The sequence below is a fragment of the Grimontia marina genome (assembly GCF_900060185.1).
GTDB classification, from domain to species: domain Bacteria; phylum Pseudomonadota; class Gammaproteobacteria; order Enterobacterales; family Vibrionaceae; genus Enterovibrio; species Enterovibrio marinus.
Genome location: NZ_FIZY01000029.1, coordinates 46,132 through 68,583, shown reverse-complemented (window position 1 = coordinate 68,583; position 22,452 = coordinate 46,132). Strand labels below are relative to the sequence as shown.

Sequence of the window (22,452 nt, the reverse complement as noted above, 5' to 3'; positions counted from 1 at the left end):
GCCACGAGGTATCGGTGCTATGATGGCCATCACTCAGTCCTTTTGTCGGTATGTTTCGGTTTGGCGATTGATCAGATCGCACAAAGCGGACTGAGTTTCTCTTATCTTTGAGATCTACTATTAGGAACAGCTATTTAGAAGATCTTTGGTGACGGAATTAAAAGACACTTTTAAATCGTAATGTTTAAATGACTCAAGAAGCATCCAGCCTGAAATAGTCATCACGATCATAGTCACCGAAATAGCGAGGATTGACCAAACTGTCCATGCGCCTGCTCCCGAACTGGGTAGCCCCAACATTCCTGCGCCAACACAAACACTGGCGATAATGCAGGAGCAACCGACTAACGATGGGCTCTTTTCCATTGTTTATTTCTCTCACGTTATTGGATTTAGCGATTTATAATTTTTCTAATATAAAAAAGAGCGCAATTTTCATTGCGCTCTAAAAGGTTTCTACACTGTGGTTTCCAGCTCAGCAGCGTTGTGCTTTTTTACCTCCGCTGGCTCCACTTCTTTGAGTCTTGCCGTAAAGTGACGGAGGACGGAAGGCTCATACGTAAAGTCGAGTCCTCTCACATTGTGTGCATTTTTCTTCACTTCGCCGAACGCTTCAATGATGAAGTCCATGTGTGATTGGGTATAAGTCGCACGCGGGATGGTCAGACGGAGCAACTCTGCCGGACATGGGTGTTGTTTGCCAGTGGCGGGGTCGCGACCCAGAAGCAGTGAACCGATTTCCACCGCCCGGATGCCGGCAACTTTGTAAAGCTCACACGCCAACGCATGTGCCGGGAATTGGTCAGACGGGATGTGTGGCAGCAACTTGCCAGCATCTACAAACGCCGCGTGGCCGCCGGCCTGTTGGCAAACAATGCCAATCGCTTCCAGACCATCAACCAGATATTGAACCTGCTTGATGCGGTATTCCAGCCATTCCTGACGCATGCCATTATAAAGGCCCACAGCCAAGCGCTCCATCGCGCCACCTTCCAGACCGCCATAAGTTGGGAAGCCTTCCTGCACCACGCAAAGGGTGCGGCATTCCTGATAAACGTCCATGAAAGCGTCGTCTTTGAAGCACAGTAATCCACCCATTTGAACCATGGCATCTTTCTTCGCTGACATCGCCAGGCCATCCGCATACTTGTAAGCTTCGCGGGTGATTTCAGCAATCGTCCAATCTTTGAATCCGGGTTCGCGCTGCTGGACGAAATAGGCGTTTTCCGCAAAGCGCGCAGAGTCCATGATCACCGGAATGTCGTAGCGTTTGGCAATCTCGTACACCGCTTTCAGATTGGCGATAGAAACCGGCTGACCACCAGCGGAATTACAGGTAATGGTGCTCACAATGTATGGCACGTTGGCTGCGCCAGCGTCGAGGATAGCTGCTTCCAGCTTTTGCAGATCAAAGTTGCCTTTGAAGTCAGCGGTGACAGAGGTATCAAACGCATCTTTGGTATAGACGTTTTTAGCAACACAACAGTTTACCTGAGTATGGCCTTGTGTGGTGTCGAAGAAGTAGTTCGATAGCGCCACCATTTTGCTGCGATCCAAGCCTTTTTCCTGTTCACGCTTTTTGATTAGTACAGGAATGTAGATTTGCTCTGCGCCACGCCCTTGGTGGGTTGGGATGGTCAGGTCATAGCCAAAGATGTCTTTTACCGCGTTAGACAGCGCATAGTAGCTACGGCTGCCGCTGTAGGCTTCATCACCGCGCAGCATAGCTGCCTGCATTTCCTGAGTAATGGCACCTGTGCCACTGTCCGTCAGCAGGTCGATAAACACGTCTTCGCTGTCCAACAGGAAGGGGTTCATACCCGCTTTTAAAATGGCTTCTTCGCGATACGCGCGGGTGGTACGTTTTACTGGCTCAATCACACGGATACGGAATGGCTCTGGGAGGTGTTTGAAGTTTTCCATTTTTTCTACCTTTTATTTATATACCCAAACGACCTGAAGATGCTCGCATTCAGAGGTCATCAATGCGTTCAATTCGAGATAAATTTCACGAGGAATAGTGGTTCTATTTCCGTGGAATTTAACGAAGAAGTGGGCGCATTGAGGCCCTCCCTTCGGGCGAGTTGACTGACGCCGTGCTCTTTGTTGTTCCTTTTTGATGGAGATGACTACACCTACAAAGGAACGTCGCGATCACAACGCCAGTCAATCTCGCTGAATCCTGCATCTTCAGGTTGTTTGGGTATACCTGACGGAAAACTTGCCAATTTTTCATTTTATTTAGACACTGGTCTTCCGTCAGGAAATTAATCTGATTTCGAATTTTTGCATTAGGTTTAATTATCGAAGCAGTAAGCGTGACAATACGAAAACACAATTAAGTGAATCGGGTTCTTGATACGACTTTTCGATAAGTGCGCGCAGGGAATGCGCAAGGGGAATGCTTATGCAGGGAAGAAAAAAGCGATTTTGTAGTCCTGAGTACACCAGCGATTTAATTTATTCACATTCATCATTTTGACCAACCTGAAACTCATTAATTCAAGCTAACGATAATACTATCGTTTAGAAAGTTATAACTGTCGTCAATAAAAAAATCAAATTGAGAAGACGTCGACAAATCTTTTACCCAAACCGCCTTTGGGTAGGTTGAAGCAGAATTAAAACGCAGGTTCCCAGTAGCACGGCAGCCATGATGGACAGCAACCTCTTGCCGTCTTCGACAAAAGCACCTCCGGCGTTTTGGGTAATACCATAATAAATCAGGACGACGAAGCCAGAATATAGAAGCTGAATGGTATTGAAGCTGGCGCGCTTGGTGGCGGCATGGATTCCCATCAACAAGGCACAGATGATGGTCACACTGACGTGTCCGATAAAGTTGGTTTGAAGCAGATTCATTAAAAGCGCGGGAAGGGCATAGAGAAAGCCAGCATACGTTGCCAATAGCCTGCGAACGCCGTAATTGTGGCCAGCGGCGGGATCGGGGTCTTTGATGATTAACGCAACAGTAATGGTGACAATGGTGCTCTGAACTAAATCAAAGCTGATGGCATTTATCAGCACAATGAGTACCACGGCAGCTTTGAAAGCGATATGCCAGATTTCCGTATGAATGGGCTGGTGGGGAGCAGGAACAGGATCGGGGGCAATAGGGTCGCCGCCCGGCACCAGAAAATAGCCGAGGTAGGCAGTAAAACCCGCAATCAGCATGTTCTTCATTAAAGCCAGCGGGATCTGACTGACATCGAGGCCTTTCTGACGGGAAAACACGGCAATCATCGCGGTCGATACGATTAAGAGCGTTGCCAGCAAATCCTGTGGGTTTTCACGTGCGCGCTGCATGCACCAGTAAAACACTACAAACAGTACACAGTAATAGACCAAGGGCTGGTCTATCAGAAGGTTACTCAAGGCCCCCTGAAACCAGGCGGTGGCAAACAAGATGGCTGCCATCAGAAACACCATGATAAGAGGCGGAGGCTTGGATGATGTCGTCAGGAATACCGCACAAATCGCAGGTGCAAGAAGCGGAATGTCTGTACCAAAAACATGCTGCCAGAACAGAAGCAGCACGGGAAAAACCGCGACACGGATGATTCCGTTACCACTGCTTCTAAACATGGCTCGATGAGGCATAACTAAGAGACATAGCTCAGGTAGCTCCAGAGCCAGGTCCAGGCATCCAGTAGCAACTCACCAATGGTGGACTGCCCAGGATAGAAGCTGACTGTAGCGCGACCGCCGTAGCGAAGCTGGATGTCTGCCGGTAAATCAAAGTAGCGGATATTGACGGGAAACCGCTGCGAATGTTGTATGCCAGTTGGGGAATCAAACAAACCACTGTTGCCATCGACTTGCAGGCTGCCATTACCGCTGCTTCCCCACCCAACGGAAGTGACTTCTCCATGGAAAATCTCGCCGGGGTAGGCGTCAAACACAATCTTAACCACGGTACCTTTTTTCACGTAAGCCAGAGAGTTCTCCGTGACCATGGCGGTGAGCCAAAAATGACGGTTATTGATAAACGTCAGGAGCGGTTTACCTGTCGCCGCAAAGTCACCCGCAGACAGGTTCATGTTGGTGATCACCCCCGCGGCGGGCGCTCGGATATCTGTGTAGGAAAGGTTGAGCAGTGCTTGGTCCAAATTGTTCAAGGCGGTTTTTACTTGTGGGTTGTTTTCCCCTTTGGGGCCCAGTTCTTGCTGTGCTTTCGCGAGATCTGCTGTGGCTTGAACCAGACTTGCTTTTGCGGCATCAAGAGACGCTAAACTGTCATCCAGCGTTGCCTGACTGACGACGCCACGTCTTGCCAGTGCCATGTTTCTCTCTGCATGTTGTTTGGCATTGCTGACTTTTACGCGGGCGGCAACTTCATTGGCTTTCGCAGCGTCAATGGCGGCGGAATCGGCACTCACTGATTGTGTGGATTGTTGAAGCGCCAGTCTTGCTGCGTTGACACTCAATTCGAAGGGTTGTTTGTCGATGGACATCAAAAGTTGGCCACGCTTAACCTCTGCATTATTGAGGATTGAAATGGCAGAGATTGGTCCTGAGATTTGCGGGCTTATGCGTATCAGTTGCCCATTAACGCGGCCATGATCTGTCATGGGCGTGATGCGATCTGCCCACAGCGTGTAGCACCAAATAACCAGCGCTGCCGTGATCAGGTAGTAAGTAAAACGGCGGGCGCTACTGGCGGCTTTGGGCTCGTTGGCGGCCGCGGGTGTGTTTTTCGCCTCCTGCGGCGGGTTGCTTTCATTCATTGAAAACGCCTCAAATACAGATCAGAAAGGGCTGCTGAGGATACTCAACAGCCCCTAATAACAAAAAGTTGCATAGGAGAGTGTATCGAGACGCGAAATAGGAAGTTGTCTAAAGTTAGATACTCAGTGCTAAGCAAAGTTAAATAAAAAAGCGCCCGGGACAGGCGCAAAAAAAGAAACGATATATCAGCTTCCAGTGAAATGTGGCTTTCGTTTCTGGATAAAAGCGCGCATGCCTTCTTTTTGATCTTCAGTGGCAAACAGCCCATGAAATGCTCGGCGTTCCATTCGAACTCCATCTTCCACAGACAGTTTCTCGGCGTTCAGCACACACTCTTTTGCCAACAGAACTGCGGGTTTGCTATATCGCGCGATGGTTTTAGCTGCCGCGAGCGTTTCTTTCATTAACTGTCCATCAGGTACCACACGGGAAACCAGTCCCGCGCGCTCTGCTTCACTGGCATCCATCATTCTGCCTGTTAGGATCATGTCCATGGCTTTGGATTTTCCGACCAGCTTAGTGAGGCGCTGGGAACCGCCCATGCCGGGAATGACACCGATAGTCAATTCAGGCTGACCAAACAGTGCAGATTCTGTGGCGAATATGGTGTCGCACATCATGGCGAGTTCACAGCCCCCACCCAGTGCATACCCGGACACGGAAGCAATGATTGGCGTGCGGATACGGGTAAAGGCCTCCCAGCCTCCGAAGTAATCCTTCGCAGCCATTTCCTGATAGCTCATCTCTGCCATTTCACTGATGTCAGCGCCGGCCGCAAAGACCTGTTCAGAGCCCGTCAGCACGAAACATCCGACATTCGGGTCAGCGTCATAGTGTGTCATCGTTTCCATCAGTTCTTTGAGCAGTGGCGTACAGAGCGCGTTGCGTTTCTCTGGGCGGTGCAGCCTGATGATGACGACATTGCCGTCGATTTCTGTTTTGATGTTCATCCTCAAAGCCTCTTATTAAGAATCCCAAATGGCGCCGTATGCAGGAATGCCACGGCTTTCCATGCCATACACCACTTGTCTGGTCAGTTTCTGGTTGGAGATACAAATCACGGCTTCCGCATCAAATGCCTGATAGGCGGCATAAGCGAGTTGCACCATGTCCGGTTTGCCAAGCTCATCGGTATCCCATATCAAGGCTTCTGGCTGTGCAGCGAGAATTTCATCGACCAAGGCATCGCCGTAGGTTTTCCTTGGGTTGCGGGTTGACCATACCAACTGCATCGGAAGCTTTTGGGCTAATAGGTGAGGAAGACATGGGCCAATGCCACTGCCTGTTGCTACGTAAACTACGCGCTTGTACAGCACTTCAATGTTCGCCACACCCGCAGTCGGAATCCCTTTCACCCAGACGTGGGAAGGCTTGTCGTCAATCAGCTTTCCTGTCCAGTCTCCGGCGCGTGACACGGTCAGGCGATAGCCAGGTTCATCTGGTGAAGGGACGTTAGCAAAGTGGTGCCATTCCATCAGAGGTGAACGGCTGATTGCCATGGAAGAACCGGCAAATGGCGTCACACCATAATTGAACTTTAACAGTGCAACATGGTTGGACGGCGTGGTGATCTCAACGGGCACCCTGCGCAGGCGAAGCCAGGGCAGAAGGATGCTGAAGGTCATGATGCTGAGCAGCCAGACTGATGGGGTTTGCAGGGCAAAGTCCCACAATGGCTGCGTCGGATTCTGGTCATTGGCAATCGACAGGATTTGGACCCAGAACAGGATAAGCACCGACCACCCCGCAAAGCGGTGAGAGGCTTCGAAGGCATTGTGATATTTCTTGCGAATGTTCGGCATTGCCATCGCAATCATCACTACTAACAAGCCAATGATACCGAGCGTCGACCACAGGCTAAGATCTGACACTGGGCTGAGGGCGTGCATCTTTTGGTAGATGATGGCTCCGGTAAACAAAGCAAACCAAAGGCTGCCGTTGATAGCACAGCCAGAATGCAGACCACCGTGGTGATAGATCTTGCCCAGATGCCACCTGATAGAAAGCGGCCAAGTGACGGGGGCGCGGGTGGCCAACCAGAACAAAAAATTGATCGTATATTGCTGGCGAACCAGCACTGCTACAAAGAAATTGCCGATCACCATGTTACTCAGACTGGTAAGGTCGAGATGGTTTCGGTCAAACCAATTTCCTTCCGTCATCCCATAAGCCAGCCAACCAAGGTTCACTAGCGATATAACAATCACCAGACGAAAATAATGTTCCAGTGCAGGATATTTCCACACGCGTTGCAGTAACCCCTGCTTTGCCGGTAATTCGGTTTCTGAGTAGGGAGCCATCATGCGTCACCTTCCTTGGTTGATTTCATGGCAGTGTCAAAAAGGGAGAGCAGTTTGCGTTTGTCGATTTTTCCCCGGTCTGTGAGGGGTAACTCATCACATGCAATTACGCGGATAGGAACGGCGTAATACGGAAGATGGGCCGCCACATGGTCGATTGCAGTTTGCTCATCCACACTCGATGGCACCACGAAAGACGCTAAGTGCCTGTCGTCCACTTTTAGGGTGACGGCCAGTCGGCATTCCTCCAGGTTTTCCAGATGGGAGGAGACCGAATCTAACTCGACACGGAAACCTCTGACTTTGACCTGATCGTCGGTGCGCCCAAAGTGCTCCAGCTCTCCCTCTAGGCTCCAGCGCCCTAAATCGCGGGTGCGGAACATGACATGGCCATCACCCAGGAAGGGGTCAGGGCGATAACGTGCCTGACTCAGTTCGATATTGGCGAGATAACCTTTGGTGACACATATGCCGCCCGCCCACATCTCGCCCACTTCACCAATGCTGCAGGGCTCGAGGTTATCGTTCAGCACATACACAGTATTGTTCGGGGTCGGTTTACCGATGGTGAGTCGGTCGCCGGGTTTGAACAGTTTTGCGGTGTTAATAATGGTTGTTTCGGTTGGGCCGCAGGAGTTGTAGAAATCGCATTTCGCTCCCCAGGTTTCTGCCAGTGGCACAGGGCAAGGTTCGCCCGCTACGGCGACCGTTTTTACGTCGGGGCATGCCTCCGGGTCTATCTGTCCCAGAATCGAAGGGGTCGCAATAATCACGTCAGCGTTGCTGGCGGCTTGCTGAATGGAACTGTCGCGGATAAGGAGAGTTGCGCCATGACACAATGCAACATAGATCTCCCATGCTGACATATCAAAAGCAATGCTGAGGATTTGCCCGACCCGCATGCCCGGTTCCACACCAAGATTTCCCGGTGATGTCATGACGATGTTGGCGACATTTTTGTGGGTGACCTGAACGCCATTGGGTCTTCCGGTCGTGCCAGAGGTGAACAAGACAAAACAGATGTCATTGGGTTTGGTAATCCGCTTTCCACCCGCTTCCATAGACTTAAATTCAGGTGACTTGAGCAGCGTATCCAGCTCTAAGCGGATGGTGCCGTCTGCATCGGGCAGGTCGTGCTTATGTTTGGAAAGGGTAAACACGACCCGGATTCTTGCGACATCAATGATATGGGAGAGTTGGGATTTCGGTGCAACACCGGCGTGTTGGGGCACATAATTGGCGCCAATCTTCAAACAAGCCAGCATGCCGACCAGCATGGGAATTGAGCGTGAAAGGAAAATGCCGACTGAGTCGACGGATTTCACTTTCAGCCGCTGCAACAAGGTGGCGAGCTTTTCGGCTTCTGTGTCGAGTTGACGGTAGGATATCGTTTGTCTGCCATCAATCGCAGCTACCGCGAACGGAGTTTCCCTTGCATGGTGTTCGATTGCCATGTTCAAAGTGGGAAACGACGGTTTTACTGTGGGACCGCGGCCATAAGAGACAAACTGCTGGCGCTCTTGCTGACTGAGCTTTCCAAGCGGTGATAGGTTAAAAAACTGTCCTGGTTCGTTGGTATTGCCGCCAGGTGTTGGCGGACAAAATACCGAGTTAACAAGAACTGTCATGGATAAACACTCCCTAGAGCTTGCTTAGCTGAATACCTTCAGCGCTGATGTGTGTTGTTTTAGGAAACGTTAATGAACAAATCTCTCAAATTTCTCACAGGGAAATAGCAATTCATTCTTCGTTCGAAATATCTGAGGGGGAGTGGCAGGGTGACGGCGAGTCCGTGGTTGCATGAAGGCGAGAGAATTCGCCAGTTACTATTGTTGATGAGGGATATGGCTGGTTTGCCAGTCAGTTTTAACGGGTAGGCTATTAACGTAAAAGCGGCTCTAATTTGAGCCGCTTTATCACGAAGAGGTGATTATAAATCTCTTTCAATGTTCGCTTCGCGGGGAACTTCCTGTTCGTCTATCTTCCACATTGTCCAACCCATCACACCAAACAGAATGGTCACAAGTGGGGAAATCCAACAGAAGAAGTTAAATGGAAGATATGCCAGGGTAGCGACGCCGAGGGTCGCAGCCTGATAAGCACCGCCCGAGTTCCATGGCACAAGGTTAGCCGTGACGGTGGCCGAATCCTCCACCGCGCGGGAGAGGTTTTCCGGTGCAAGCCCTCGTTCTTTGTAAGCTTCCGCATAACTTCGTGCACTCATAACGATGGCCATGTATTGGTCACACAGAATCAAGTTGGCGCCAATACCGGTGAGTACGGTAGAAACCACCAGAGAACCTGTCGACTTCGCGGCGGCCAGGATCTTGTCTGCAATCACGCGAAGTTGATTAGTCCGTTCCATCACACCACCAAACATCATGGCGACGATGATCAGGCTGATGGTGTACATCATTGAATCAAGACCACCGCGTGAAAGTAGTGAGTCCACATCGCCGATACCCGTTTCAGAGGTATATCCACCAAAGGCCACGCTGGCAATAGCATTGTAATCAGCACCCTGAAGACCAGCTGCACATATCGCACCTGCAATCACACCCAGCGCAATTCCTGGAATGGCAGGCATCTTCTTGTAAGACACAAACAGCACAAGAAAGAGAGGAAGGAACAAAACGGGGTTAATGAAGAAAGTACTGTCGAGTGTGGTTAGAATGCTATTGATATGTTCAATGTCGCCGCCTGAAGCACTGTATTTCAGTCCCAACACCGCTTCGATAACCAGAGTGATCGAAATGCTCACACCCGTAGTGTATGACATGTGTTTGATGTGGGTGAAAAGATCAGTGCCCGCCATGGCTGGGGCTAGGTTAGTGGTATCAGACAGGGGAGACATTTTGTCACCAAAGTAAGCCCCTGATAGTACAGCACCAGCGACCAGTGGAAGTGGAAAGCCAAGCCCTCCCCCAACACCCATCAGCGCAACACCGATAGTACCGGTGGTTCCCCAACTGGTGCCTGTTGCTAACGAAGTGACCGCACAGATAATCACACAAGCTGGTAGGAAGATTTCAGGTGCCAGGATTTGTAGGCCATAGTAGATCAGCGTCGGCACAACACCTGCGAGGATCCACACACCGATCAATGCGCCAACAATCATCAAGATGATCATCGCGGGAAGGGCGTTGTAGATGCCGTTCACCATACCTGATTGAATATCTTTCCATGAGAAACCACAGCGGAGCGCAACGATACTAGCTACAACCACGCCTAATAACATAGGAACCTGAGGATCGAGCCCATAAATAACGATGGAAACGCTGATGCCGACAACAAGGGAAAGGAGTGAGACGATTGCCTCCCAGAACATGGGTGCGCGGGCACCCTCTGGAATATCAGTCTTCATGTTACCTCCAGATGTTTACATATATAGACTGAGGGTGCGGCGGGTTCTTATTGGAATTCACCGCAAAGTATGAGGGTCAGTATTGTTGCGTTACTTATCTGGGACGAGTGAGTAGCGGTTTCGGCGGGTGATCGTATCCGACTTCAGTGGGCATGGGTTTCGTCCTGTTGCTCACTGTGAAACGTATTGCTGCGCATTGACCTTTTATGGGTAAAGCCTTACTGCCTCAAGGTTCATCGTAAGGCGCTGCCAGCGGCTTCGGAGTTCTATAAATGAGATGCGTTAATAAAATGTTTGATTTTTTTGTTGGTATGTATTCGTTTTCTGTTGAAAGCGGTATCTTTCGCTTTTTTTGTGCTGGTGTAATCGATCTCAATTAGATTAATCATCTTTCAGTGTGCGCCTAGTAATGGCTCAGTTTGAGAATTAGAAACGCTATTCTGCTTTCTTGCTGACAGTGAGTCAGCTCAAATTTCCCTGCCCAAACATCTAAAGATAAGGGATCAAAATCACGCCTGAAAATTTCTTCTAAAGACGAATCGAAACGTTTCGATTACTGTCAGCGAAACGTTTCGACGAGATCGGTTTTCCAGCCAAATTTCCCAAGTCAGGCTGGTGATTCATCGATTAATGACCGCTGTAAGAAGGTTTAAGAATGAAAAAAAGCACCTTACTGAACTCTGATATCGCGCACCTGGTCTCTACGCTGGGCCACACCGACGAATACACCATTTGTGATGCCGGTTTACCCATTCCTCAACATGTCGCGCGCATTGATTTGGCGTTGACTCATGGTGTTCCGGGCTTTTTGGAGACGGTGCGTGTTGTGCTGACGGAGTCTCAGATCGAAGGGATCATGCTGGCAGAAGAGTTCGTGGCAGTAAGCCCTGATTGCCATGAGGCACTGATTCAGGAAATCCGTAACGAAGAAACACGCAGCGGTAAATCGATTTCCATCCAATACCTTTCGCATGAGGAATTCAAAGAACGCACCAATGACAGCCATGCGGTGATTCGCACTGGTGAATGCACACCTTATGCGAACGTGATTTTCCAAGCTGGCGTGGTTTTCTAAACGCTTTGAATTTGAGTGAGACGAGGACATTCCTATGACTCAGGCAATATTGCAACTCAGCGAGATTGAGTAAGCTTTTCCCGGAGTGAAAGCGCTGGATAAAGCCAGCCTCAACGTTTACTCAGGCCGGGTGATGGCGCTGATGGGAGAGAACGGTGCAGGCAAATCGACGCTGATGAAAGTGCTGACTGGCATTCACGCGTTGGACGGTGGCTCGATTCATTACGAAGGCAAAGAAGCCGCATTCAAAGGGCCACGTGATTCGCAGCAGGCAGGTATCAGCATTATCCATCAGGAGTTGAACCTGATCCCTGAACTGACGATTGCTGAGAATATTTACCTCGGCCGTGAATTCACTGGCCCATTCGGCCGCGTGCTTTGGGAAAAGATGTACGCCGAAGCGGATAAATTGCTGGCACGACTGAACGTGAAACACAGCTCGCAAACCTTGTTGGGTGCGCTGAGTTTGGGCGAACAGCAAATGGTAGAGATTGCCAAAGCGCTGTCGTTTGAATCTAAGGTCATCATCATGGATGAACCAACAGATGCATTGACTGACACCGAGACAGAATCGCTGTTCAAGGTCATCAATGAGCTTCGGGACGAAGGCTGCGGCATCGTTTATATCTCTCACCGTCTGAAAGAAATCTTCACTATTTGCGATGACATTACTGTGCTGCGTGACGGCAAATTTATTGGTGAATGTCAGGTGAAAGATATCGATGAAGACAGACTGATCGAAATGATGGTGGGCCGCAAGCTGGAAGAGCAATATCCGCGTATTGCCGTGACCCATGGTGACACTTGTCTCGAAGTGAAAAACGTTTCCGGTGCGGGTGTGAAAGACGTCAGCTTCACCCTGAAGCGAGGAGAGGTTCTCGGTGTGTCCGGCCTGATGGGCGCAGGCCGCACTGAACTGATGAAAGTGATATACGGCGCGCTTTCACGCGACGGCGGCGACATCATACTCAATGGCAAAACCGTTAACCCAATCAGCCCACGTGATGGATTGATCAACGGTATTGCTTACATCTCTGAAGATCGAAAAGGCGATGGTCTGATTCTGGGACTGTCAGTGAAGGAAAACATGTCAATTTGCTCTCTGGACAAGCTGAGCAAAGGTATGCAAATCCGCCACAACGATGAAGTCATGGTTGTCGACGATTTCATCCAACTCTTCAACATCAAAACCCCAACCCGCGAGCAGCTTATCGGCAACTTATCTGGTGGTAACCACCAGAAAGTCGCGATTGCCAAAGGCCTGATGACCAAGCCGCGCGTGCTTATTCTCGACGAGCCAACCCGTGGCGTCGATGTGGGTGCAAAGAAAGAGATTTATCAGCTAATCAACCGATTCAAAGCAGAAGGTATGAGCATCATTCTGGTTTCTTCTGATATGCCGGAAGTACTTGGAATGAGTGATCGAATCATGGTGATGCACGAAGGCCGTATTACTGGGGAGTTCGATGCCAAAGATGCCAATCAAGAAACATTACTGGCCTGCGCTGTAGGTAAACACGTTAAGAAGGATGCAGCATGAATAGTAACGCCGTAACCCAACCAAAAGCTGAAGGTAAAAAGCTGTTCAGCAAAGAGTGGTTGATTGAACAGAAATCTCTCATTGCGCTTCTGTTCCTGATTGTCGTGGTGTCGTTTTTAAACCCGAACTTCTTTACCGTCGACAACATCCTGAACATTCTTCGCCAAACGTCAATTAACGCGATTATTGCGGTGGGTATGACACTGGTGATCCTGACAGCAGGTATCGACCTGAGTGTGGGTTCAGTTCTCGCGTTATGTGGCGCATTTGCCGCAACGTTGATAGCGATGGAAGTGCCTGTGCTGGTGGCAGTGCCAACTGCGCTCTTGGCTGGTGCGGTATTGGGTGCGATTTCCGGCATCATCATCGCCAAAGGCAAAGTGCAGGCGTTTATTGCCACGCTGGTCACCATGACATTGCTGCGTGGCGTGACCATGGTTTACACCGAAGGTCGTCCAATCTCTACCGGTTTTACTGATACCGCTGATGCGTTTGCCTGGTTCGGTACTGGCTATGCACTGGGTATTCCGATTCCAGTCTGGTTGATGGTGATTGTGTTTGCAGCGGTCTGGTACTTGCTTAACCACACCCGTTTTGGTCGCTACATCTATGCGCTTGGTGGCAACGAATCTGCTACCCGCCTGTCCGGTATTGACGTAGACAAAGTGAAGATCGGTGCTTACGCAATTTGCGGCCTGTTGGCAGCGCTTGCAGGCATTATCGTGACCTCACGTCTTTCTTCAGCACAACCTACCGCAGGTATGGGCTACGAACTGGATGCGATTGCTGCAGTGGTACTGGGTGGCACCAGCCTGATGGGCGGTAAAGGCCGCATCATGGGTACCTTGATTGGTGCGCTGATCATCGGCTTCCTCAATAACGCCCTGAACCTGTTGGACGTTTCCTCCTATTACCAAATGATTGCCAAAGCGACAGTGATTCTCGCGGCGGTCATGGTCGACAACAAAAACAAGTAACCCTACGAATCCAACATTAAACCAACGATTTACGTGTAGAACGCGCCAGTGTCCCCCTCGCTGGCGAACCAAAAACAAAAGGATGAAGACAATGAAAAAACTATCCATGCTTATCTCAGCCGCTCTGCTTTCCTCAACCGTTTCCGTGGCTGCACAAGCGCAAGACACCTTGGCGATTGTTGTGTCTACACTGAACAACCCCTTCTTTGTCACCATGAAGGAAGGTGCGGAGAACAAAGCGAAAGAACTGGGTTATGAACTGATTGTTCTGGATTCCCAAAACGACCCGAGCAAAGAGCTTTCGAATTTGGAAGATCTGACCATTCGTGGTGTTAAAGCGATTCTGATCAACCCGACGGATTCCGCGGCAGTTTCTAACGCTATTCGCATTGCGAACCGCAGCGAAATCCCAGTTCTGACATTAGACCGTGGTGCGCAGCGCGGCGAAGTGGTGAGCCATATTGCGTCTGACAACGTGGCAGGTGGTGAAATGGCAGGGAAGTTCATCATGGAGAAAGTGGGTGAACAGGCTAAAGTCATTCAGTTGGAAGGTATTGCAGGTACATCAGCAGCGCGTGAACGTGGCGAAGGCTTCATGAAAGTGGTGGATGGCGGCTCAATGGAATTGCTTTCGAGCCAGCCTGCTGACTTTGACCGTACTAAAGGTCTGAATGTCATGGAAAACATGCTGGCAGCTAACCCGGATGTTCAGGCGGTATTTGCGCAGAATGATGAAATGGCACTGGGCGCATTACGTGCGGTGCAAGCGTCAGGTAAAGACGTGATGATTGTTGGCTTTGATGGCACCGACGACGGTATTGCAGCAGTAAATCGTGGCAAACTGGCAGCAACTATCGCTCAACAGCCTGAATTAATTGGTGCTATTGGTGTTGAAGTGGCAGATAAATTGCTGAAAGGCGAGCAGGTTCAGAAATCGATTCCTGTTCCGCTGAAAGTGGTCACTCAGTAAGTCTAATAGGGAAAACCCCAGTCACACCCTCCTCTTGAAAAGGGGAGGGTACGTGAGTGTGATTGCTTCGAGGGAAAGAGTAGAGCCGATTGCTTTAGATTCTTGATAAAGAGCCTAAATCACTCAGTTTTTAGTAAAACAATAAGGTCTCCCTGAAGGAGGCAGAGGATAGCGCGATGAATAAGTTAGTGGTTTTAGGGAGCGTTAACGCAGACCATGTATTGCAGGTGCCTTCTTTTCCCCGTCCGGGTGAAACCCTGCATGGTCGCAATTATCAGGTGATCCCCGGTGGTAAAGGTGCAAACCAGGCGGTGGCTGCAGCGCGTTTGAAAGCTGATATCGGCTTTATTGCCTGTGTGGGCGACGACCCATTCGGCGTGAACATCCGCGAAAGCTTCAAGTGTGATGGCATCAATATCGGTGGTGTGAAAATGCAGGCAGATTGCCCAACAGGTATCGCCATGATTCAGGTTTCTGATAGCGGCGAAAACAGCATTTGTATCTCTGCAGAAGCCAACGCCAAATTGACGGCAGAAGCCATTGAACCTGAGCTTGAACGCATTCGTCATGCTGAATACTTGCTGATGCAATTGGAAACACCGCTGGATGGCATCGAGTTGGCAGCTCAAATTGGCAAGCGCCATGACACCAAAGTGATTCTGAACCCTGCTCCAGCCCGCGAATTGCCTGAAAGCTTGCTGGCTTGCATCGACATCATCACGCCAAATGAAACCGAAGCAGAAGTGCTGACGGGTGTGAAGGTGGAAGATGAATCATCATCAAAAGCAGCGGCTAATGTGCTGCATGGCAAAGGTATTGAAACCGTGATGATCACCTTGGGCGCGAAAGGTGTGTATGTCAGCCAGAATGGCGAAGGCCAAATAGTGCCAGGATTCCGTGTACAAGCAACGGATACGACGGCAGCCGGCGACACCTTCAATGGTGCATTCGTGACTGGTCTAATGGAATCAATGCCTTTAGAATCAGCGATTAAGTTTGCTCACGCAGCAGCGGCGATTTCTGTAACACGTTTTGGTGCCCAGACATCGATTCCAACACGTGAAGAAGTGGACACATTCCTGAAAGAACATGCCTGATTAAGGAGAAGACATGGCGACAATGAAAGACATCGCGAAGTTAGCCGGTGTTTCAACCTCGACCGTTAGCCATGTCATCAACAAAACGCGCTTTGTCAGTGATGAAATTGCAGAGCGCGTGAATAACGCTGCTGAAGAACTCCATTACACCGCGCCGTCTGCTTTGGCGCGCAGTTTCAAAACCAACCGCACTAACACCCTCGGCATGATTGTGACCACATCAACCAACCCATTCTTTGGTGAGGTGGTGAAAGGCGTAGAACGAAGCTGTTATCACGCAGGTTACAACCTTATCCTCTGTAATACTGAAGGCGATGCACAACGGATGAAAGCGTCTATTGATACCCTGATGCAAAAGCGTGTCGATGGTTTCATCCTGATGTGTTCAACGCTTGAAGGGGAGTATTCACAGATCCTTGAAAAGCTTCAATCCGTGCCTGTAGTGGTGATGGACTGGGGTCCAATCTCCCTGCCATGCGACAAGATTCAGGATAACTCCTTGCGTGGTGGCTATTTGGCGACCAAGCATCTTATCCAGCAAGGGCATAGGGAGATTGGCTGCATCACCGGGCCTTTGGTTAAACATCAGGCGCAAATGCGCTATCAGGGCTTCAAACGCGCTATGAAAGAGGCGGCCCTCAACATCAATCCGAAATGGGTGGTGGAAGGCGACTTTGAATGTGAAGGCGGTTATCAGGCGCTGGCAAAATTCCAGAACAGCGGTAAGTTGCCCTCCGCAATTTTCGCGGGTAACGACATGATGGCGATGGGCCTTATCAATGCTGCAAACGAACAGGGGATTTCCGTTCCAGCAGATTTGTCCGTGATGGGATACGATGACATTCACTTGGCGAAATACATGACACCATCGCTCACGACCGTGCATCAGCCTAAGTATCGTCTCGGAAAAGCCGCGGTCGATGCTTTGATTCAACGTATCAGTGACAGTGGTAGCGAACCTCAGGTCGTAGAGTTAGAGCCAACCGTCGTTGAGCGAGGCTCGGTGACGGAGTTTGTAGGAGAAAAATAAATGGAGAAGGTTGGGAAATCTGCACTCATTGTAGAAGGTGGCGCAATGCGCGGCGTATTCTCATGCGGCATTCTTGATTACTTCATGGAGAAAAACTTCTCGCCGTTCGATAGCTTCTGGGGAGTATCTGCAGGCGCCAGCAATCTGGCAGCGTACTTGGCTGATATGCCGGGACGGAACTTAAAAATCTACCTTGATTACAGCCTTCGCAAAGAATTCCTGAGACCGGGTCAGTTTGCCATGGGCGGTGACTTAATGGATCTCGACTGGATGTGGGAAGTCACGCTGGAAGAACTTGGTATCGACAAAGACGTTCTGAAAGCCGATTCTAGGCCGTTCTTTCTCGGGGTTACACGACAGGACAATGGCAAACCTGAGTACCATATACCAGACGTTGAAATGTTGGCCGAAACCATGAAAGCCAGCAGCGCGTTGCCAGTGATGTATCGACACGGTGTGGAACTGAATGGCGTGAGGTACGTCGATGGTGGCGTGGCAGATGCGATTCCTGTTGCAGAAGCGATTCGTCGCGGGGCTACCCAAATCATGGTGCTTCGCAGCCGTCCGGCAAGTTACAGAAAATCTGAGCCTAAATTCGACGCTTTAACTAAACATCTGCTCAAAGATCATCCGGCATTGATAGCGCCGATGCTGACGCGACACATTCGCTACAACGAAACGATTGAACTGATTGAGCATCCGCCTGAAGGGGTGGAAATTATTCAGATTTGTCCGCCGGAAGATTTCAAATTGAAGCGCCTTAGCAGGGAAAAGGCGCCTCTTAAAAAGGCCTATTACCTTGGGTATGAATCAGGTAAAGAAGCTATTATGCGTTGGGATAAACTGAGCCTGGGTTCGTTGACTCAATAGTGGAAAACGTCGTCACGGCTCTCTGCGAATCCCTCGTAAACGTTTGAGAAACGCTTTGGCACGCTTGCTTTCTTTTTCTGCGCCCGCTTTTTCACCGGACGCATATCCATGCTTTCTATGCGTGCCAACTCTTTTGCGTGAAGTTCAGCTTGTTCAATAAACGTATTATCTTTCAAGGCTGTTTTACGGCTTTGGTTAACCCGTTCAAGCAACTGGTCAAACTCTTTCGTATTCATGAGCACCTCCAAATGATACTGTTTATATATACAGTATCATTTGGAATCTCAGTCTCGTCAAGTATTTAAGTGATAGCTTATCTTTTACACCTTCTCTGTTGGCGTCTGTTCATAGTTAATTTCGTTAGTGGCTTTGAGTAAAGCATCGACCAATAACGTCAGCGCAAGGGGTTGGTGCTGGCGCTCGCGATAAACCAAATACGCAGTTCTGTCGGCTCGGGTATACTCAGGCAAAATTTCAATGAGCTTTTTATTACCAAAGGTATGACGAAGAGGAAGAGACGAAACGCCAATACCTTGTTCTACAGCAGTAATTACCGCAACTATGTCATTTACAACTAACTTGGGGTGTATGGAGATAGTGTGCTCAAGGCTCTGCTCGCGATATAAGTTGATGCTCCAGACTTTATCTACCGCTATCCAATCCGCTTGCTTCAGCGCTTCAACAGTTGTGATCTCCCCATGTTTTTCGAGATAACCTTGGCTGGCAAAAAAGCCATGTCTGGCTGTAAAAAGTGGCCTCGCAATGTAGCTTTCAAGACCGGTTAAATCGAAGGTCATTAAAAGATCCCTATCTGTTGTTGGGATCTGTTGTTCTTGGCTTAAAATAATCTCAAGTTTTACCTTCGGGTAATCCTCAAGGAATCGACTAATCACATCCCCAACAAACCCGTGATAGAAGTTATTTGGCATGGTCACCTTGAGGTTGCCAAACACCTCGTTGCTGTCTTGTAGAATTTGCTCAATCCCGGATTCCAGTTGCTCCATGCTACTAATAAGTTTCTCATAAGCTCGCTTTCCCGACTCCGTGGCAACAAGTTCACGTCCCCGCTTTTCCAGTAGTCGAACATTGAGCCTTTTTTCCATCGCGCTGATCCGGCGAGACACAGTAGAGGCGGGCAACCCTAATGACTTACATGCCGAAAGCAGCGAGCCATCACGGATGATTTGGCAAAAGAGATAGAGATCGTCAATGTTTCCAAAAATGGAATTCATGGTTCAAATTGTGCCTGTATATCTCGTTTATGGATTTATTTATCTTAAGTCCAAAGACAAAAGCACAGCAAGTTTGAGGTGAGAATGGAAATGAAACGTTTTTGGATAACAACTGCACTCAGCACGTTGGTAATGGCCATTGCTATGTCTGGGTTGATTTCCGGTTACAAAATGGGATTTTCCGCTGATTGGCCAAAAGCATGGGGGCAGAGTTTTGTGGTTGCTTGGCCGTGCGCATTTTTATTGAGTGTGACTGTGTTGCCGAAAGTTAAGCAGTTTTCAGAGTGGTTAGCGGAAGCGGTATAAAAAAGCCAGAGCAGTGCTCTGGCTTTTTACTTAGCTGCGTTTTGGCTGCTTGTAGGTGCGCCCAGCTGCGGCGTAAGTATCGCGGTTTTTGATGTCGAACTGGGTGAAGAAGAACCAAGCGACAAACACAATCACATCGTCGCCCACGTTCATTACGTGCTCAACAAACTCTTGCTCTTCGCCTTCGTCGTTTTCTTCGGTGAATACGTGATAAACACGGTTTTCACCTTCAATTTCTGCTAGCGCAAACTGTCCGGTCAATGCATTCGCAGCTTCAGCTACTGCTTCGTCTTCGCAGACTTTCAGCATATCGAGCGCTTCAGGGAGGCTGGCTTTTTCGCAAAGGGCCTTTACCAGCGCTTCAAAATCTTTATGTTCCATGGTGGAGCCTTAATCTAGTCAAAAAGTAAAATGCCCGGTCGAACCGGGCATTTAGAACGCAAACGTTGAGGAATTAGGCCTCGACCTCTGCGTTGTGGTACACGTTCTGTACGTCGTCACAGTCGTTCAGCATGTCCATGAACTTCTCAAACGTCGCAACATCGTCGCCGCTCACTGCAGTCATGGTCTGTGGAACGAAGGTGATTTCTTCAACGTCGATAGTGACTTCTGGCATTGACTCAGTCAGTGCGTTTTTTACTTTGAAGAACTCGGTGTGAGGAGCGAATACAGTGATCACGCCGTCTTCACATTCGATGTCAGTCACGTCAGCGTCTGCCATCATCAGTGCTTCAAGCATAGCTTCTTCGTCGTCACCGGCAAACTGGAATACAGCTTGGTGGTCAAACATGTGAGCAACAGTACCTGGGCCACCAATTTTGGAGTTGGTTTTCACGAAGCACTGACGCACTTCCATGTAGGTACGGTTGTTGTTGTCAGTCAGACAGTCAACGATCACTGAGCAACCGCCTGGGCCAAAACCTTCGTAGCGCGCAACTTCATAGTTTTCACCGCCGCCGCCAGCAGCTTTCTCGATAGCTTTTTCGATAACGTGCCCTGGCACCTGATCTTTTTTCGCTTTCTCGATCATGCGCTTAAGCGACAGGTTTGAATCTGGGTCGCCACCGCCGTTTTTCGCGATAACGTAGATTTCTTTACCGTACTTTGAGTACAGCTTAACTTTGGCGCCTTGTGTTTTCGCCATTGAAGCTTTACGAACTTCGAAACTGCGTCCCATGGGGAGTCACTCTCTTTGATATGCGTTTATTGAAGTGGCAGGGATTTTATCAATCACCCGCAGGCTTTTTCCAGCACTAAAAGCGCGATAAGGCTCGGTTTTGCTGAGTTTGATCAAGTGTTGTCCGGGTTAAATGGCTTGATGCAAAAGAAAAGGGAGGCTTTCGCCTCCCTTTTGGGTTTCAAGAAGAGGGACTATTTCTTCTCGTATCGAATGTTATCGAGTTGCAGAACCATCGGTCCTGTTGGCTCCATAACAAAGATATTGCGTAGGCCTTCTACATTCGCTTTCGCGCCTGAAGCAAAGCGGTTGCCATTTCCAATCAGTTCAGCAAAGTTGATGCGAACCTCAGTCCATTGACCGATAGGCGGTACTTCGACATCGATATCACTCGCTGCTGGCCAGCCACTGTCTACTTTCACCATGATCTTGGTTTCAGGTGCTTTTTCTTCAACCAGCAGATCAAAGACCAGCTCGCCACCTTGCATCCATTCGCCCATATTGACTTCTGGAGATTCGAAGTAGAAGTTACCGATCTCACCGGTTTTCTTCATTGCCAGTACATCACCACGGCCTTCAACAGGCTTGGTTTCTGTGTAGATCTTGAACTGTGGGTCGTACTCTTTCGAACGCAGGTGTTTGTCTGGCTTGTCGCCGAACAGCACAAACTCTGGGCCAGTGGCGTAATCCGGACCTGGGATGATGATCTCAGGTGCAGGTGTACCTGCAATAAATTGCGCTGTGTCCTGAACGGTTGCACAACCTTTGCCGGTTTCAACATCTTTCGAACACTCGTATACGCGTACGTAATCCACTTCCATTGTTTGAGGGAAGATAGAGGGATCGATGCCGCCTTCGTTAGCGTTAGATGCCCAAGAACCACCCAATGCAAGGTTCAAAATTAAGTGGAAACGCTGGTTAAATGGCGCATCTGATTCGCCCGTTACCCAACGACCACCTTCTTTATATTGGCTATACCAACCATCAGAGCGCTGAGTTGCGTAATGGATATCATCGATATACCAACGCATTTCGTCCTTTTCCCACTCCAGAGAGTAAGTGTGGAAACCGTCTGCAGGGTTAACATGGTTTGGAAGGTGATATTCCGCAGCGATGCTCACGTTATCTGGCCACTCGCGACCATAGTGAAGCGTACCGTGAATACGTGCTTCTTCCGTGCCAGGCTCTGCGCCCAGTTGGTCAGTAGGGGTTTTCAGGTTAACCGCTTCAACGATATCAATTTCACCAGAAGCTGCCCATCCACCAAATACATAGTCAGTAGGCAGCATCCAAATAGCAGGCCAGGTGCCCTGACCAAATGGCAGTTTTGCGCGGACTTCAAAGCGCCCGTACTTCCAATCGCCTTTGTTCATGGTGCGCAAGCGTGCTGAAGTATATGGAAGGGTTGCTTTGCGACGGCTCTTGCCTTCTGGGTCAGAAGGGCCAGTAAACTGATAATCACGGGCGACGATGTGAAGCTTACCGTCTTTAATGAAAGAGTTTACTTTGCGGTCGGTATAGCATTGGCGTTCATTATTACCGCCGCCATAACAGTTTTCTTCGTGACTCCACTTAGATTTGTCAATTTTGTCACCGCTGAACTCATCGTTCCAAATCAGTGTCCACGAGTCGTTCGCAGTAATCTCCGGTGCACTAGTGTCCTGTGATGCCGTGTCTATTGGAGTAAATTTCTTCGCTTGGCAGCCTGCAAGCACGCCCACTGTCGCGACAGCAATCAATGTGCGCTTGTAGGGAAATGTATTCATGATTGTGTCCTTACTTAATC

The 22,452-nt window shown here is 49.4% G+C and carries 20 protein-coding genes and 1 pseudogene; 8 read left to right on the top strand and 13 right to left on the bottom strand.

The window, feature by feature from the left end; genetic code table 11:
* Positions 1-129: 129 nt before the first annotated feature.
* The 8 genes and pseudogenes from GMA8713_RS26830 to nhaC all read right to left on the bottom strand — a co-directional run.
* Positions 130-366, bottom strand: a pseudogene (locus GMA8713_RS26830) (aromatic amino acid transport family protein); the annotation flags it as partial.
* Positions 367-456: 90 nt separating this feature from the next.
* Positions 457-1,923 (bottom strand): tryptophanase, encoded by a 1,467-nt coding sequence (tnaA, locus tag GMA8713_RS15380; protein WP_062711725.1) that lies wholly within the window; start codon positions 1,921-1,923, stop codon positions 457-459.
* Between the two features lie 663 nt (positions 1,924-2,586).
* Positions 2,587-3,585 (bottom strand): DUF2955 domain-containing protein, encoded by a 999-nt coding sequence (locus tag GMA8713_RS15375; RefSeq protein ID WP_062711742.1) that lies wholly within the window; start codon positions 3,583-3,585, stop codon positions 2,587-2,589.
* A gap of 17 nt (positions 3,586-3,602) precedes the next feature.
* The gene (locus GMA8713_RS15370) at positions 3,603-4,727 is read right to left on the bottom strand and encodes an HlyD family secretion protein (protein WP_062711722.1); all 1,125 of its coding nucleotides are present in this window, start codon (positions 4,725-4,727) and stop codon (positions 3,603-3,605) included.
* A gap of 186 nt (positions 4,728-4,913) precedes the next feature.
* Positions 4,914-5,678, bottom strand: coding sequence for an enoyl-CoA hydratase-related protein (locus GMA8713_RS15365; protein WP_062711719.1), 765 nt, complete (start codon positions 5,676-5,678; stop codon positions 4,914-4,916).
* A gap of 15 nt (positions 5,679-5,693) precedes the next feature.
* Positions 5,694-7,031 (bottom strand): FNR domain-containing protein, encoded by a 1,338-nt coding sequence (locus GMA8713_RS15360; RefSeq protein WP_062711716.1) that lies wholly within the window; start codon positions 7,029-7,031, stop codon positions 5,694-5,696.
* The gene (locus GMA8713_RS15355) at positions 7,028-8,656 is read right to left on the bottom strand and encodes an AMP-binding protein (RefSeq protein WP_062711713.1); all 1,629 of its coding nucleotides are present in this window, start codon (positions 8,654-8,656) and stop codon (positions 7,028-7,030) included. The genes GMA8713_RS15360 and GMA8713_RS15355 overlap by 4 nt, the downstream gene beginning before the upstream one ends.
* 302 nt (positions 8,657-8,958) lie before the next feature.
* Positions 8,959-10,392: a Na+/H+ antiporter NhaC gene (nhaC, locus tag GMA8713_RS15350; protein WP_062711708.1), complete on the bottom strand. Its 1,434-nt coding sequence runs from the start codon at positions 10,390-10,392 to the stop codon at positions 8,959-8,961.
* 655 nt (positions 10,393-11,047) lie between these two features.
* On the opposite strand from nhaC, the gene rbsD reads away from it, so the two are divergent.
* The 7 genes from rbsD to GMA8713_RS15315 all read left to right on the top strand — a co-directional run bounded on the left by rbsD (position 11,048) and on the right by GMA8713_RS15315 (position 17,951).
* Positions 11,048-11,467, top strand: a complete 420-nt coding sequence (rbsD, locus tag GMA8713_RS15345) for a D-ribose pyranase (RefSeq protein ID WP_062711705.1) — start codon at positions 11,048-11,050, stop codon at positions 11,465-11,467.
* An 85-nt stretch (positions 11,468-11,552) separates the two neighbouring features.
* Entirely contained in the window at positions 11,553-13,007 is a 1,455-nt protein-coding gene (gene rbsA, locus GMA8713_RS15340) for a ribose ABC transporter ATP-binding protein RbsA (protein ID WP_232314456.1), read from the top strand.
* Positions 13,004-13,984: a ribose ABC transporter permease gene (gene rbsC, locus GMA8713_RS15335; RefSeq protein ID WP_062711702.1), complete on the top strand. Its 981-nt coding sequence runs from the start codon at positions 13,004-13,006 to the stop codon at positions 13,982-13,984. The genes rbsA and rbsC overlap by 4 nt, the downstream gene beginning before the upstream one ends.
* A gap of 91 nt (positions 13,985-14,075) precedes the next feature.
* The gene (gene rbsB, locus GMA8713_RS15330) at positions 14,076-14,954 is read left to right on the top strand and encodes a ribose ABC transporter substrate-binding protein RbsB (protein ID WP_062711700.1); all 879 of its coding nucleotides are present in this window, start codon (positions 14,076-14,078) and stop codon (positions 14,952-14,954) included.
* 176 nt (positions 14,955-15,130) lie between these two features.
* Positions 15,131-16,051 (top strand): ribokinase, encoded by a 921-nt coding sequence (gene rbsK / locus GMA8713_RS15325; RefSeq protein WP_062711697.1) that lies wholly within the window; start codon positions 15,131-15,133, stop codon positions 16,049-16,051.
* Positions 16,052-16,064: 13 nt separating this feature from the next.
* Positions 16,065-17,081, top strand: a complete 1,017-nt coding sequence (locus GMA8713_RS15320) for a substrate-binding domain-containing protein (RefSeq protein WP_062711694.1) — start codon at positions 16,065-16,067, stop codon at positions 17,079-17,081.
* Positions 17,082-17,951: a patatin-like phospholipase family protein gene (locus tag GMA8713_RS15315; protein WP_062711691.1), complete on the top strand. Its 870-nt coding sequence runs from the start codon at positions 17,082-17,084 to the stop codon at positions 17,949-17,951.
* Here the strand turns inward: GMA8713_RS15315 and GMA8713_RS15310 are convergent.
* A complete protein-coding gene (locus tag GMA8713_RS15310; RefSeq protein WP_062711688.1) occupies positions 17,945-18,187 on the bottom strand; it encodes a hypothetical protein in 243 nt (80 codons plus the stop codon). The two genes, GMA8713_RS15315 and GMA8713_RS15310, sit on opposite strands and share 7 nt — an antisense overlap.
* 84 nt (positions 18,188-18,271) lie before the next feature.
* Positions 18,272-19,183 (bottom strand): LysR family transcriptional regulator, encoded by a 912-nt coding sequence (locus tag GMA8713_RS15305; RefSeq protein ID WP_062711685.1) that lies wholly within the window; start codon positions 19,181-19,183, stop codon positions 18,272-18,274.
* An 84-nt stretch (positions 19,184-19,267) separates the two neighbouring features.
* Here GMA8713_RS15305 and GMA8713_RS15300 point away from each other — a divergent pair, with 84 nt between their 5' ends.
* The gene (locus GMA8713_RS15300; protein WP_062711682.1) at positions 19,268-19,489 is read left to right on the top strand and encodes a DUF2798 domain-containing protein; all 222 of its coding nucleotides are present in this window, start codon (positions 19,268-19,270) and stop codon (positions 19,487-19,489) included.
* Positions 19,490-19,519: 30 nt separating this feature from the next.
* Here the strand turns inward: GMA8713_RS15300 and GMA8713_RS15295 are convergent, their stop codons facing one another.
* The 3 genes from GMA8713_RS15295 to GMA8713_RS15285 all read right to left on the bottom strand — a co-directional run bounded on the left by GMA8713_RS15295 (position 19,520) and on the right by GMA8713_RS15285 (position 22,432).
* Positions 19,520-19,870 carry a hypothetical protein gene (locus tag GMA8713_RS15295; protein ID WP_062711680.1) on the bottom strand — a complete coding sequence of 117 codons (351 nt, stop codon included), beginning with the start codon at positions 19,868-19,870 and terminating at the stop codon, positions 19,520-19,522.
* 73 nt (positions 19,871-19,943) lie between these two features.
* Entirely contained in the window at positions 19,944-20,666 is a 723-nt protein-coding gene (locus tag GMA8713_RS15290) for a YebC/PmpR family DNA-binding transcriptional regulator (RefSeq protein WP_062711676.1), read from the bottom strand.
* Positions 20,667-20,860: 194 nt separating this feature from the next.
* Positions 20,861-22,432: a glycoside hydrolase family 16 protein gene (locus GMA8713_RS15285; RefSeq protein WP_062711673.1), complete on the bottom strand. Its 1,572-nt coding sequence runs from the start codon at positions 22,430-22,432 to the stop codon at positions 20,861-20,863.
* Positions 22,433-22,452: the final 20 nt, after the last annotated feature.